At 71.5% G+C, this 14309-nt stretch carries 9 protein-coding genes; 3 read left to right on the top strand and 6 right to left on the bottom strand.

All coding sequences use genetic code 11. The features are described 5' to 3' along the window. Both AB4Z02_RS11590 and metH read right to left on the bottom strand, forming a co-directional pair. Positions 1 to 846, bottom strand: a complete 846-nt coding sequence (locus AB4Z02_RS11590) for a RecB family exonuclease (protein ID WP_441971117.1) — start codon at positions 844 to 846, stop codon at positions 1 to 3. A gap of 155 nt (positions 847 to 1001) precedes the next feature. Then, on the bottom strand, positions 1002 to 4799 hold the full coding sequence (gene metH, locus AB4Z02_RS11585; RefSeq protein WP_441971115.1) for a methionine synthase: 3798 nt from the start codon (positions 4797 to 4799) through the stop codon (positions 1002 to 1004). Positions 4800 to 4858: 59 nt separating this feature from the next. Between metH and AB4Z02_RS11580 the strand changes: the two genes are divergently transcribed. The 3 genes from AB4Z02_RS11580 (at position 4859) to arc (ending at position 8862) form a co-directional block, all read left to right on the top strand. After that, positions 4859 to 6001 (top strand): site-2 protease family protein, encoded by a 1143-nt coding sequence (locus AB4Z02_RS11580; protein ID WP_056885153.1) that lies wholly within the window; start codon positions 4859 to 4861, stop codon positions 5999 to 6001. Between the two features lie 11 nt (positions 6002 to 6012). After that, positions 6013 to 7050: a tRNA (adenine-N1)-methyltransferase gene (locus AB4Z02_RS11575; RefSeq protein ID WP_441971114.1), complete on the top strand. Its 1038-nt coding sequence runs from the start codon at positions 6013 to 6015 to the stop codon at positions 7048 to 7050. 72 nt (positions 7051 to 7122) lie between these two features. Continuing rightward, on the top strand, positions 7123 to 8862 hold the full coding sequence (gene arc, locus AB4Z02_RS11570) for a proteasome ATPase (RefSeq protein ID WP_441971112.1): 1740 nt from the start codon (positions 7123 to 7125) through the stop codon (positions 8860 to 8862). Between the two features lie 13 nt (positions 8863 to 8875). Here arc and AB4Z02_RS11565 read toward each other — a convergent pair whose 3' ends face one another. The 4 genes from AB4Z02_RS11565 to AB4Z02_RS11550 all read right to left on the bottom strand — a co-directional run bounded on the left by AB4Z02_RS11565 (position 8876) and on the right by AB4Z02_RS11550 (position 14270). Then, positions 8876 to 11461 carry an AMP-binding protein gene (locus AB4Z02_RS11565; RefSeq protein WP_441971110.1) on the bottom strand — a complete coding sequence of 862 codons (2586 nt, stop codon included), beginning with the start codon at positions 11459 to 11461 and terminating at the stop codon, positions 8876 to 8878. Positions 11462 to 11713: 252 nt separating this feature from the next. Then, positions 11714 to 12205, bottom strand: coding sequence for a DUF3054 domain-containing protein (locus AB4Z02_RS11560; RefSeq protein WP_441971109.1), 492 nt, complete (start codon positions 12203 to 12205; stop codon positions 11714 to 11716). Further along, complete coding sequence (locus tag AB4Z02_RS11555) at positions 12202 to 13191, bottom strand: ribose-phosphate diphosphokinase (protein ID WP_056885149.1); 990 nt, start codon at positions 13189 to 13191, stop codon at positions 12202 to 12204. The genes AB4Z02_RS11560 and AB4Z02_RS11555 overlap by 4 nt, the downstream gene beginning before the upstream one ends. A gap of 35 nt (positions 13192 to 13226) precedes the next feature. Next, positions 13227 to 14270 carry an alpha/beta hydrolase gene (locus AB4Z02_RS11550; protein ID WP_441971107.1) on the bottom strand — a complete coding sequence of 348 codons (1044 nt, stop codon included), beginning with the start codon at positions 14268 to 14270 and terminating at the stop codon, positions 13227 to 13229. Between the last annotated feature and the right edge of the window lie 39 nt (positions 14271 to 14309).

Genomic DNA, 14309 nt, shown 5'->3' with positions numbered 1-14309 from the left:
TCAGTCGTCGGCCGGGACGACCTGGCCCGACACGGCGGGGTCGAGCGCCAGCAGCGCCGCCCCCTCGGGCAGCGGCGGTGGCGTGCCGCCCCAGGCCGGGCAGAACGCCCGGAAGTCGCACCAGTCGCACAGCCGCGAGGTCTTCGGTCGCCAGTCACCGGTGGTGGCCGCGTGCTCGATGGCGGTCCAGACGGCCTTGAGGTTGCGCTCGAGGCCGAGCAGGTCGTGCTCGTCGGGGGCGTAGCGGACGACCTCGCCGTTGCCCAGGTAGACCAGCTGCAGAAGCCGCGGGATCTCACCGCGCAGCCGCCACAGCACCAGGGCGTAGAACTTCATCTGGAACAGCGCCTTGCCCTCGAAGAGCTCGCTGGGGGAGCGGCCGGTCTTGTAGTCGACGACCCGCATCGCGCCGTCGGGCGCGACGTCGAGGCGGTCGACGTAGCCACGCAGGACCAGGCCGTCGAGCTCGGTCTCGACGTAGAGCTCACGCTCGGCGGGCTCGAGCCGGGTGGGGTCCTCGAGGGTGAACCACGTCTCGATCAGGGCCTGGGCGTCGTCGAACCACCCGTCCTCGGTGAGCTTCTCGTCGTCGGCGATCATCGCGGCGAGCTCGGGCTCCTCCTCGACCAGTGCTTCCCACTGCGGGCCCAGCAGTGACTGCGCCGCGGCCGGCGTGCGCTGGTCAGCCGGGAGGTCGAACAGCCGCTCCAGCACCGCGTGGACGAGCGTGCCCCGTGCCGCGGCAGGGCTCGGCGGCGAGGGCAGCTTGTCGATGGTGCGGAACCGGTAGAGCAGCGGGCACTGCTTGAAGTCCGACGCGCGGCTCGGGGACAGGGCGGGAACCATGACCCGCACTCTAGGTGCGGCGACCGACAGGACCGGACAGCCCGCGCCATACCTGTGGGACCACCCCCCACTTGTTGCCACCAGGTGGTCAGCAGAGGCCCGATTCGCGGGTTCCGTGACCACCCTCTGGCAACAAGTGGGGAAAGAGAGGGGGGTCAGTCGTCGGGCTGGTAGCCGAGGTTGGGGCTCAGCCACCGCTCGGCCTCGCGCAGCGTCCAGCCCTTGCGCTCGGCGTAGTCCTCGACCTGGTCGCGGCCGAGACGACCGACGACGAAGTACTGCGACTGCGGGTGCGAGAAGTACCACCCGGACACCGCTGCACCCGGCCACATCGCCATCGACTCGGTGAGCTCGATACCGGTGTGCTTCTCCACGTCGAGCAGTTCCCAGAGGAGCATCTTCTCGGTGTGGTCGGGGCACATCGGGTAGCCCGGCGCGGGCCGGATACCGGTGTAGCGCTCGGCGATCAGGTCGTCGTTCTTGAGGTGCTCGTCGGGGGCGTAGCCCCAGAAGTCGTGGCGCACCCGCTCGTGCAGGCGCTCGGCGAAGGCCTCCGCGAGCCGGTCGGCGAGGGACTCGAGCAGGATGGCGCTGTAGTCGTCGTTGGCCGCCTTGAACTCGGCGACCTTGTCCTGGGCGCCGAGACCGGCGGTGACGGCGAACGCCCCGACGTGGTCGTGGAGCCCGGACTCCTTGGGCGCCACGAAGTCCGACATCGCCCGGTTGGGCACCCCGGGGCGGTGCTGGCCCTGCTGGCGCAGGCTGTGCAGGGTGGTCAGAACGTGCTCGCGCGACTCGTCGCCGTAGACCTCGATGTCGTCACCGACGGAGGCGGCAGGAAACAGGCCGAAGACGCCGCTCGCGCGCAGCCAGCGCTCCTCGACGATGCGGTCGAGCATCTGCTGGGCGTCCTCGTAGAGACGGGTCGCCGCCTCACCCGTGGCAGGGTTGTTGAGGATGTCGGGGAAGCGGCCCTTCATCTCCCAGGCGAGGAAGAACGGCCCCCAGTCGATGTAGTCCCGCAGCTCGTCGATGGGGTAGTCGGTGAACGTCCGCACGAACTGGGTGACGGTCTTGCCGCGGTGGCCGGACTGCAGGCGCAGCAGCTCCTTCTCCTGCGCGGCCACCAGGTGCGGCACGGGGGGACGGTAGGTGGTCCAGTCCACCGGCGTCGCCTTGGCCCGGGCCGCCTCGAGGGAGACCAGCGGACGTTCGGTGGACTTCGCTGCGTGCCGTGCCCGCAGGCTCTCGAAGTCGGCGCGCACCTCCTCGAGCAGCGCCTCGCGCTGGTCGTCGGCGAGCAGCCGGGAGACGACCGGCACCGAGCGCGACGCGTCCTTCACCCACACCACGGGCCCGTGGTACTGCTGGTCGACCTTGACGGCGGTGTGCGCCCGCGACGTGGTGGCGCCGCCGATGAGCAGGGGCAGGTGCAGGCCCTGGCGCTCCATCTCCGAGGCGAACCCGACCATCTCGTCGAGGCTGGGGGTGATCAGCCCGGAGAGGCCGATCACGTCTGCGTTCTCGGCCTTCGCCGTGTCGATGATCTTCTGCGCCGGCACCATCACGCCGAGGTCGACGACGTCGTAGTTGTTGCACTGCAGCACGACGCCGACGATGTTCTTGCCGATGTCGTGGACGTCGCCCTTGACGGTGGCGAGGACGATCTTGCCCTTGCTGCGGTTCTGCGCGACCTCGGCCTCGGTCTTCTCGGCCTCGATGAACGGGATGAGGTAGGCGACGGCCTTCTTCATGACGCGGGCCGACTTCACCACCTGCGGCAGGAACATCTTGCCGCTGCCGAACAGGTCGCCGACGACGTTCATGCCGTCCATCAACGGGCCCTCGATGACCTCGATGGGCCGGCCGCCGCGGGCGCTGATCTGCTGCCGCAGCTCCTCGGTGTCGGACTCGGCGTGCTCGTCGATGCCCTTGACGAGGGCGTAGGTGATGCGTTCGCCGACGGGCAGCGATCGCCACTCCTCGGCGATGGCCTCCTGCTTGGTGTCGCCGGTGTTGAACGAGTCGGCTACCTCGAGCAGCCGCTCGGTGGAGTCCGGGCGGCGGTTGAGGACGACGTCCTCGATGCGCTCGCGCAGCCCGGGGTCGACCTGGTCGTAGACGACGAGCGCACCCGCGTTGACGATGCCCATGTCCATGCCCGCCTTGATGGCGTGGAACAGGAACACCGCGTGGATCGCCTCGCGGACGGGGTTGTTGCCGCGGAACGAGAACGAGACGTTGGAGACCCCTCCGGACACCAGCGCCCCGGGGAGGTTCTCCTTGATCCAGCGGGTCGCCTCGATGAAGTCGGTGCCGTATGCGGCGTGCTCCTCGATGCCCGTGGCCACCGCGAAGATGTTGGGGTCGAAGATGATGTCCTCGGCGGGGAACCCGACCTCCTGCGTGAGGATGTCGTAGGCCCGCCGGCAGATCACCTTGCGCCGCTCGAGGGAGTCGGCCTGGCCGTCCTCATCGAAGGCCATGACGACGATCGCGGCGCCGTACTTGCGGCACAGCCGGGCGTGCTCGACGAACGGCTCGACGCCCTCCTTCATGGAGATGGAGTTGACGATCGGCTTGCCCTGCACGCACTTGAGGCCGGCCTCGATGACGTCCCACTTCGAGGAGTCGACCATGACCGGCACCCGGGAGATGTCGGGCTCGCTGGCGACGAGCTTGACGAAGCGGTCCATGGCCGCGACGCCGTCGATCATCCCCTCGTCCATGTTGATGTCGATGACCTGGGCGCCGGCCTCGACCTGCTGGCGTGCGACGTTGAGGGCCGTGCCGTAGTCCTCGGCCTGGATGAGCTTGCGGAACCGCGCCGACCCGGTGATGTTGGTGCGCTCACCGACGTTGACGAACAGCGACTCCTCGGTGACCGTCAAGGGCTCGAGGCCGGACAGGCGCAGCGCGGGGGCGACCTCGGCCGGGACGCGCGGCTTCTGATCGGCGGCCGCCTTGGCGATGGCGGCGATGTGGTCGGGGGTGGTGCCGCAGCAGCCGCCCAGCAGGTTGACCAGCCCCGCCTCGGCGAACTCGCCCACCACCGCGGCCATCTGGTCGGGCATCTCGTCGTACTCGCCGAAGGCGTTGGGCAGCCCGGCGTTGGGGTAGCAGGAGACGAAGGTGTCGGCCACGCGGGCGATCTCCGCAGCATAGGGGCGCATCTCGGCTGCGCCGAGCGCGCAGTTGAGCCCGACCGCGAGCGGGCGCGCGTGCCGCACGGAGTTCCAGAACGCCTCGGTGACCTGGCCGGAGAGCGTGCGCCCCGAGGCGTCGGTGATGGTGCCGGAGATGATGACCGGCCAGCGGCGGCCGTGCTCCTCGAACAGTGTCTCGAGGGCGAAGATCGCCGCCTTGGCGTTGAGGGTGTCGAAGATCGTCTCGACGATGAGGACGTCGGCGCCGCCGTCGACGAGTCCGCGGGCCTGCTCGCCGTAGGCGTCGACTAGCTCGTCGAAGGTGATGTTGCGCTTGCCCGGGTCGTTGACGTCGGGGGAGATGGATGCCGTGCGGTTGGTCGGGCCGAGGGCGCCGAGCACCCAGCGGGGCCGGTCCGGGGTGCGCTCGGTCATCGCGTCGCAGGCCCGCCGGGCCAGCCGCGCGGACTCGAGGTTGATCTCGTAGGCGAGGTCCTCCATGCCGTAGTCGGCGAGGGAGATCTTCTGCGCGTTGAAGGTGTTGGTCTCGACGAGGTCGGCGCCCGCCTCGAGGTATGCCGTGTGGATGCCAGCGATGATCTCCGGCTGGGTGAGGCTCAGCAGGTCGTTGTTGCCCTTGAGGTCGCTCGGCCAGTCGGCGAAGCGCTCACCGCGGTAGTCCTCCTCGCCGAGCCCCTCGCGCTGGATCATGGTGCCCATGGCGCCGTCCATCACGAGGATCCGCTCGGTGAGGGCGGCCCTCAGCTCGTCGGTCGCGTCTGGCTGCAGCGTGGAGGAATCGGACACCGTCCAAGTATGGCGCGGGGGGTCGTCCGGCGTGCGCGCGGTTCACGTAGTGTCGTGACATGACAGCGGCGGCCCCCGGGCACGAGGCCCCGGGCCACCGGGCGGGGGAGGCCGACGAACGCGGCCTCGGCGTGCGGATCGCACGTGTCGCGGGGATCCCCGTCTACCTCGCCCCCAGCTGGTTCGTCATCGCGGTCGTCATCACGGCCATCGTCGCAGCGCCGCTGCTGCCCACCAGGCCCCTGACGGGCGTGGCCGTCGGCGTCACGCAGGCCCTGGCGCTGCTGGTCTGCGTCCTGGTCCACGAGGCCGCGCACGCCGTGGTGGCCAGAGGCTTCGGGATGCCGGTGGTGCGGATCGTGGCCAACGTGTGGGGCGGCCACACCTCCATGGAGGCGGTGCGCACCACGCCGGGCCGGATGGCGCTCGTGGCGGCCGCCGGACCGGCCTCCAACGCCCTGTTCGCGCTGCTGGCCTGGGCGGCGCTGCCGGTCGTCACCGGTGACGTGGCAGGCCGGATCCTCTACGGCCTCGTGATCATCAACGGCTCCCTGGCCGTCCTCAACATCCTGCCCGGGATGCCGCTCGACGGCGGCCAGGTCCTCGAGTGCCTGGTCTGGAAGGCCACCGGCGACCGCAACCGCGGGTCGGTCGTGGCCGGCTGGAGCGGGCGCGTCCTGACGGTGCTGCTCGTGCTGTGGTTCTTCGTCCGGCCGGTCGCGCAGGGACAGACGGTGGGGTTCGGCCTTCTGTGGGTGCTGGTCATCGCCTCGGTCCTGTGGGGTGGTGCCACCGAGTCCATCCGCCGCGGCCACGCCCTCGCGACGATCGGGCGGCTGCGGCTCGGGCAGGTGATGCACCCGGCGTTCGCCGTCCGCTCCGACGCCACGGTCTCAGAGCTCCCCACGGGTCCGGGCACGGAGGTGGTGGTCGTGGACGACCACGGTCGCCCGACGGCATACGTGGACGGCGAGCACCTGGCCTCGGTGCCCCCTGACGCGCGCCCGCAGACCCCGGTGAGCGCCGTCGCGAGCCACCAGCACCCGGGGTGGGTCGTCGACGCAGACCCCGCCGGGGACGTCATGCCCGCCATCGCGGTGCTGCAGGAGTTCGGCATCGCGGTGGGCGCCGTCGTCCACGGCGGACGGGTCGTGGGCGTCGTGCACGCGACCGACATCGGGAAGGCGCTCGGGCGCAACTAGACTCGCGGCTCATGAGCAGCGCCCCCGACCAGACCACGCCCCGCGCCACCGGCGCCCACCTGCGGCGAGGGCCGTTCGTGGAGGGGGAGCGGGTGCAGCTGACCGACCCGAAGGGCCGTCTGCACACCATCACCCTGGAGGCCGGTCGCGAGTTCCACACCCACCGTGGGCGCCTGCTCCACGACGACCTCATCGGTGCGCCCGACGGCTCCGTGGCCCGCAACACCGCCGGGGTCGAGTACCTCGCGCTGCGGCCTCTGCTGGCCGACTACGTCATGTCGATGCCGCGTGGCGCCGCCGTCGTCTACCCCAAGGACGCCGGCCAGATCGTCACCATGGCCGACATCTTCCCCGGCGCCCGCGTCGTCGAGGCCGGCGTCGGGTCCGGTGCCCTGTCGATGAGCCTGCTGCGCGCGGTGGGGGAGACGGGCAGCGTGCACTCGTTCGAGCGCCGCGCCGACTTCGCCGACATCGCCAAGGGCAACGCCCGGGCGTTCTTCGGTGAGGACCACCCCGCCTGGGAGGTCACCGTCGGCGACCTCGTGGAGGAGCTGCCGAAGCACGTCGCACCCGGGTCGGTCGACCGCGTCGTCCTCGACATGCTCGCTCCTTGGGAGTGCCTGGGCGCGGTGTCCGGCGCGCTGGTGCCCGGCGGCGTCCTCATCTGCTACGTCGCCACGGCGACCCAGCTGTCGCGCGTGGCCGAAGGGGTGCGAGAGCACGGCGGCTACACCGAGCCGGAGGCGTGGGAGTCGCTCGTCCGCGGCTGGCACCTCGAGGGCCTGGCGGTCCGGCCGCAGCACCGGATGCACGGCCACACCGGCTTCCTCATCACCACCCGCAGGCTGGCGCCCGGGGTCACCCCGCCGCTGCGCAAGCGCCGTCCCGCGAAGGGAGCGGTCGACGGCGACGGGGTGCCGGTGCAGGACAGCGGTTTCGGCCGTGAGGGCGAGTTCACCCCCGAGGACATCGGCGAGCGCGTCCCATCAGACAAGAAGATCCGGCGGGTTCGCCGTTCTGTGACGCAAACCTCCGAGACCCCGGAGTAGTTCGGGGTTAGGTTGGGTCATCGGCCGTCCCCGCACGGTCGATGACCGAGGTTCGCCACCGAGGGAGTCGACATGACCGACCACACCCCGCACCACGACAGCCGCGAGGAGCGCCGCCAGGCGGAGCTCCTGTCCGAGGAGGTCGCCGCCCTGCGGCAGCGGCTCGCGGACGCCCCCGTTCGGTCCCGGGAGCTCGAGACCAAGGTGCTTCAGCTGCAGTCCAACCTCGCGACCATCTCCTCCCAGAACGAGCGGCTGGTGCGCACCCTGAAGGAGGCGCGCGAGCAGATCGTCACCCTGAAGTCCGAGGTCGACCGGCTCGCCCAGCCGCCGGCGGCGTACGGCGTGATCCTCGAGTCCTACGACGACGCCACCGTCGACATCCTCACGGGCGGTCGCAAGATGCACGTGGCCGTCAGCCCGGCGGTCGACCCCGCCGAGCTCTCCAGCGGCCGCGAGGTGCGGCTCAACGAGGCGATGAACGTCGTGGCGACCTGCGGCTACGAGCGGGTCGGCGAGGTCGTCATGATCAAGGAGCTGCTCGGCGAGGGCCGGGTGCTCATCGTGGCCCACGCCGACGAGGAGCGGGTCTGCCGCCTCGCCGACTCCCTCGAGGGCGAGCCGATCCGGGTCGGCGACGCCCTGCTGCTCGAGCCGCGGTCCGGGTTCGTCTACGAGCGCATCCCCAAGGCCGAGGTCGCCGAGCTGGTCCTCGAAGAGGTCCCGGACATCGACTACGAGGACATCGGCGGGCTGGCGGGGCAGATCGAGGCCATCCGCGACGCCGTCGAGCTGCCCTACCTGCACCCCGACCTGTTCACCGAGCACCAGCTCAAGCCCCCGAAGGGGGTCCTGCTCTACGGGCCGCCCGGCTGTGGCAAGACGCTCATCGCCAAGGCGGTCGCGTCCTCCCTGGCCAGGAAGGTCGCCGAGAAGGAGGGCAAGCCCATCGGCAAGTCGTTCTTCCTCAACATCAAGGGCCCCGAGCTGCTCAACAAGTACGTCGGCGAGACCGAGCGCCACATCCGCCTGATCTTCCAGCGGGCCCGGGAGAAGGCCTCCGGCGGCACGCCCGTGGTCGTGTTCTTCGACGAGATGGACAGCCTGTTCCGCACGCGCGGGTCGGGCGTCTCCTCCGACGTCGAGACGACGATCGTCCCGCAGCTGCTCTCGGAGATCGACGGAGTCGAGCGGCTCGAGAACGTCATCGTCATCGGCGCCTCCAACCGCGAGGACATGATCGACCCGGCCATCCTGCGACCCGGACGCCTCGACGTGAAGATCAAGATCGAGCGCCCCGACGCCGAGAGCGCCCGCGACATCTTCACCAAGTACCTCACCGCCGACCTGCCGCTGCACGAGCACGACCTGTCCGAGCACGACGGCTCGGCCCAGGCCACGGTCGACGCGATGATCACGGCCACCGTGGAGCGGATGTACTCCGAGATCGAGGAGAACCGCTTCCTCGAGGTCACCTACGCCAACGGCGACAAGGAGGTCCTCTACTTCAAGGACTTCAACTCCGGCGCCATGATCCAGAACATCGTCGACCGCGCCAAGAAGATGGCGATCAAGGACTTCCTCACCGTCGGCGCCAAGGGCATCCGGGTCGACCACCTGCTCGCCAGCTGCGTCGACGAGTTCAAGGAGAACGAGGACCTGCCCAACACGACCAACCCCGACGACTGGGCCCGCATCTCCGGCAAGAAGGGCGAGCGGATCGTCTACATCCGCACGCTGATCACCGGCAAGAGCGGTACCGAGCCGGGTCGGTCGATCGACAACGTCGCCAACACCGGCCAGTACCTCTGAGCCGTCGGCCCGCTCAGGTGGTCCGGCGCGTCAGCCGGGTCACCCGGGCGGCGAGCCGCCCTGCCGTCGACTCCACGCGGAGCCACAGCTGCCAGTAGGCGATGCCGACGACGACCGACGCGGCCATGGCCAGGACCGAGCTCGTCGCCATGATGTGCGGGTAGACGACGAAGTGCGTGAGGTAGACGAAGAGGCTGGCACCGGCCACCAGTGACGCGGCGCGTCCGAGCCAGGCGGGCAGCGCCACGGTCGGCACCCAGATGAGGACGAGCAGCCCGAGGACCACCGTCGCCGCGCGGGTGGGCATCGTCGGCCAGAACCCGGGAACGGTCAGGACAGGGATCGCGGAGACGAGCAGGCGCTGCGGCCAGGTCCTCGCCCTAGCAGCGGCCCAGCCGGTGGCGAACAGCCAGATGAGCACGTAGGCGTTCGCGCCCCGGTACGGCCCCGCGTCCGGGACCAGGACGGAGTACCGCGTGAACATGCCGACCGCGACCAGGGCCAGGGGGAGCGCGAGCTGGTGGCGCCGTTCGAAGCGGTCCACGGCCGGGACCGACACGAGCAGTGCCGTCCCGAGCAGCAGGGCCACCAGCGCCTCGATGAACCAGTAGTGCCAGTGCGGTGACCAGCGCGCCCAGTCGCCGAGGACCTGGTTGAGCAGCAGCACGTTGCGCCAGTCGTAGGTGCCCGCGACGAGCGCCACGACGCCGATCCACGCCGCACTCGGCGCCCAGATCCGCAGGGCGCTGCGCGCGATGCCGCGCGCCCGGGCCGCGCGGGGCCGGTCGGTGAGCTGGAACCGGGCCAGGTTGTAGCCGGCCAGCGCGAGCAGGGTGTGCGCCCCGCCGGGCACGAACGACAGGTGGGTGTGGTTGGCGAGGATGAGGAGGACGGCGACCGCGCGCACCACGACGCTGGTCTCCACGCGGTGCAGCCGCGAGCCCGCTCGGGGTGCCGCCTGCGCGGCCGCCTCCACCAGCTCCGTCGGCGCCAGCAGGTGCCACCCGGACGGCAGGTCGCCCAGGACGCGCTCGAGCCGCAGGGAGACCTCGACGTAGGACAGGGAGTCGCCGCCGAGGTCGACGAAGCTCGAGTCAGCCCCGGCCTGCGGGGAGTCGAGCAGCTCGCGGTAGAGCTCGACCACCGCGACGAGCCGGTCGCCGGCCGCCGGTGCCGCGGGCTCTTCCTGCTCCTCCCGGTGCGCGCCCAGGAGGGCGGTCATGCCGGGGTAGTCGGGCTTGCCCGTCGACAACCGTGGGGGCGTGAGCCCGTCGAGCGCGACGACGGCACCGGCCGGTATGCCGTGGCGGCGCCGTAGCACCTCGGTGGCCGCAGCGCCCGTCCCCGCCTGCGCCAGGAGCACGCCGACCGCGTCGCCGAGGTCGACGCAGTGGGCCTCGAGGCCCTCCTGCGCCAGGTCGCGCTCGACGTGGTCGAGGTCGATGCGCAGACCGACGACCTTGGCGAACCGGCTCCGTCGGCCGACGACCTCCACGAGCCCGTCGGGGGTCATCCGGGCGAGGTCACCGGTACGCAGCTCGTGCACGTCCCGGCCCCGCGCCAGGTCGGTCGGGTCGGTGGCGTAGCCGAGCATGACGTTGGGGCCGCTGTAGACGAGCTCGCCCAGCCCGCACTCGAGCTCGCCGAGCGGGTCGACCCTGAACGAGCCGCCGGGGACGGCGTAGCCGACGGCCTCGGGCCGTGTCGCCAGGAGCTCAGGCGGCAGGACCGCCATCCGTGCGGTGGCCTCGGTCTGCCCGTACATGACGAACAGGTCGAACCCACGACGGCCGCCGAGCTCGGCGTAGCGCGAGGCCGTCTCCGGGGCCAGGCGACCACCGGCGGCGGTGACCGTGCTCAGGGACGGGTGCTCGCGCTCGGCGAACCCGCTGCGGTCGAGGAGCTCGAAGGTGTGTGGGACCCCCGCCAGGGTGGTCACCTCCGTCGCGTCGGCCAGCTCCCAGAAGCACGGGTCGACGACGGACAGGTCGGTGAGGACGACCGCGGCGCCGACCGCCAGGTGGCTGTGCACGACCGAGAGGCCGTAGCAGTAGTGCAGCGGGAGGCTGGTGACGGCGCGGTCGTCGGCACGGATGCCCAGGGCCTCGGCGATGGCGCCGGCGTTGCTGTCGAGGTTGGCGTGCGACAGCCGGACCAGCTTGGGGGAACCCGTGGAGCCGGACGTGGGCAGCAGCAGGGCCAGGTCGGGGTGCAGGTCGTGCCGGCCGTCCGCGCTTTCGGGGCGGCGCACGACCTGCCAGTCCCCGTCACCCCGACCTGCGACGACGTCGGGGTCGTAGGCCTCGACGAGGGCCTCGAGGGTGTGCGGGCGGTCGCCCGGGGCGAGGAGGGGGACGTGCCCGGCCGCCAGCGCGCCGAGGTAGGTCACGAGGGTCTCGAGGGTGTTGTCACAGGCGAGCAGCACGAGCTGCCGACCGCCACCCAGCGCCGCGGCCGCCTCGTCCACGCGGTCGGCCAGCGCGGCATACGTGAGCGCCTGCGTCGCGGTGTGCACGGCCGGGGCCTCGCCGCGCGAGCGCAGCGAGGTCACGAAGGCCGGGGCGAGCCGGCTTGGGGCGACGAGGGGAGGAACGACCACGCCGACACCGTATTAGGTAAGCCTTACCAAACCCAAAACGGCTGGTCATCCCTTCAGCCGAGGGCCGACCCGTTGCGGCCCTGGCCGGAGAAGGGATCGGCACACTGGCGCGCATGGGCTGGCTGGTGAGGCTCCTGGCCAGGGGCCGGGCGCGTGGGTGGCGGCTGAACGCCGTCGAGTTCCTGGTGCTCGCGTTCCTCGGCACGCGGGTCGTCTTCCTCGTGGACCGGCTCGGCCGCGAGGGTGCGAGCGTCAGTGCTTCGGTGACCCTGGCGGTGTGCGCGTTCCTGCTGGGGGCGCTGCTGCGCGACGTGCTGCGGGCGCGTCCCCAGCCGGCCCGCCGACGCTGAGGCGCCGCGGCTCCTCGCCCGACCACCGCGCCAACCCCTCGACGGCGAACCGTCCGACCTCCCGGGCGCAGCGCCACCCGACGAGGAAGAGCCCGAGGACGACCAGGGTCACGACGCCGAAGCTCCACGCGAAGCCGCCGCCGGTGGCGACGCGGAGCACCAGGCCGAGGCAGGCGGTGACCAGCCAGACCGGGGCGGCCGCCCCGACCGCGAGCGGCCAGGTCCCGCGGGCCCGCACCACCGCCCACCCCACGGCGAGGGCGGCGAGGAACGGCCAGGCCACACCCAGCACGCCGCCGACCGTCAGGCCCTCCGCGTGGCTGGCCCGGCCGATGCCGGCGAACAGCAGCACCGAGGCGACGTCGAGCGCGAGTGCCGGGGCGGCTCGCCTCACGCGTGGACCTTGTCGAACAGGGTCGCCTGGGGCGGGGAGAGGGTCGGGTCGACGCCGTCGAACAGGCTGCTCACCGACTCGCCGGCGTGGATCCGCTTGATGGCCTCGGCGAACAGCTGCGCCACCGAGCGCACCCGCAGCTCCGGCCAGTGGGCCGGGGCGGGGACGGTGTCGGTGGTCACGACCTCGCCGAGCATGCGGTGCTCCCGCAGCCGCTCGACGGCCTTGCCGACGAACAGGCCGTGGGTGCAGGCGACGTCGGCGCCGGTGCAGCCCAGGCTGTCGAGGCGCTCGAGCAGCTCGACGATGGAGCCACCGGTGGCGATCTCGTCGTCGAGGACGATGGCCCGCCGGCCCGCGACGTCTCCCACGATCGAGTCGATGATGACGCGGTCGTCGGCCAGGCGCTGCTTGGACCCCGCCGCCACCGGCAGCCCGAGGAGCCGGGCGAACTGGGTCGCGGTCTTGGCGTTGCCGAGGTCGGGGGAGACCACGACCGAGTGGCTGAGGTCGGTGCCGCGGAAGTGGTCGGCCAGCACCCCGATGGCGGTGAGGTGGTCGACGGGCACGGAGAAGAAGCCGTGGACCTGCGGGGCGTGCAGAGTCATGGTCAGGACGCGGTCGACGCCTGCGGCCACGAGCATGTCGGCCACCAGGCGCCCGCCGAGGGAGATGCGGGAGGCGTCCTTCTTGTCGGACCGCGCGTAGGCGTAGTGCGGGATGACCGCGGTGATCTGCGCAGCGCTCGCGCCGCGGGCCGCGTCGACCATGAGGAGCAGCTCCATGAGGTGCTCCTGGGTCGGTGGCACCAGCGGCTGCACGATGTAGACGTCGCGCTGGCGGCAGTTGGCGAGCAGCTGCGCCTGGAGGCAGTCGTTGCTGAACCGGGTCAGCTCGACCGGCGACAGCTCCACGCCGAGGCCGTCGCAGATCCGGCGGGCCAGGACCCGGTGGGCGCTACCGGAGAAAACCACGATGTCCCGCATGACGCTCCTCGGCCGACCGATGATCCGAGACGAGACTAACCGGCGGGAGCCGCCGGCGGGACCTCCCCGTCAGCCGGTTGAGACGGATCGCCGAACCGGTCGCCGTAGAGGTGGGACACCAGCTCCTCGACGAGCTCGGCCCGGTGCTGCGCGCCGGTCGGCACAGCGCCCGGTATGGAGGCGAAGCCGTGCGGCACGCGCACGTAGTTGGTGAGCCGGACCGGCACGCCCGCAGCCTCCAGCGCGGCGGCATACCTCACGCCGTCGTCGCGCAGCGGGTCGAGGTCGGCGGTCTGGACGAGGGCCGGCGGCAGCCCGTCGAGCCGCCCGAAGAGCGGGGAGACCAAGGGGTCCGTGTGGTCGTGGCCCGGCGGCAGGTAGTGCTCGCGGAACGCGACGACGCTCGCCCTGGTGAGCATGGGGGCGTCGGCGTTCTCGTCCATCGACGGCGATGCCAGGGTCATGTCGGTGGCCGGGTAGATCAGGGCCTGGTGCCGGAAGGGGGAGTCGCCCCGGTCGCGCAGCAGCTGGGCGGTCACGGCGGCGAGGTTGCCGCCGGCGCTGTCGCCGCACAGGGCCATCCGGCTCGTGTCCGCGTGGAGCACGTCGCCGTGCTGCTGGAGCCAGGTCGTGGCGTCGACGCAGTCGTGGGCCGCGGTGGGCGCCCGGTGTTCGGGGGCGAGCCGGTAGTCGACGCTGACGACGACCGCACGAACCCGGCTCGCCAGGTGGCTGCAGAGCGGGTCGTACATGACGACGTTGCCCTCGACGAACCCGCCACCGTGGAAGAAGACCACCACCGGCGCGTCGGTGTCTCGGTCCCGCAGGGCGCGCGGCCGGTAGATGCGCAGGGGGATCTCGTAGCCGTCGCGCGCCGGCGCCGTTCCGAAGGTGATGCCCACGGAGCGGTCCACCGCCCCGGTGACCCAGGAGAAGGGCGGCCGGTCGGGTGTGACCTTGCCGCGATCGGCGACGATCTCCTCGACGGAGCGCTGCTGCACCGGCCGTCGCAGGACGCGGTCCAGGAAAGCGGTGAGGAGGGCGGTCTGCGGGTACATGGCCCTGGGGGAGTGGCGCATGCGCCGAAACTAACTCACCTAGGGTGAGGACATGAGCCG

Origin of the sequence: Pedococcus sp. 2YAF34 (assembly GCF_052114585.1) — a bacterium.
Taxonomy (GTDB): Bacteria; Actinomycetota; Actinomycetes; order Actinomycetales; family Dermatophilaceae; genus Pedococcus.
The sequence above is the reverse complement of the archived record's forward strand: the minus strand, read 5'-3'. Positions and strand labels throughout refer to the sequence as shown.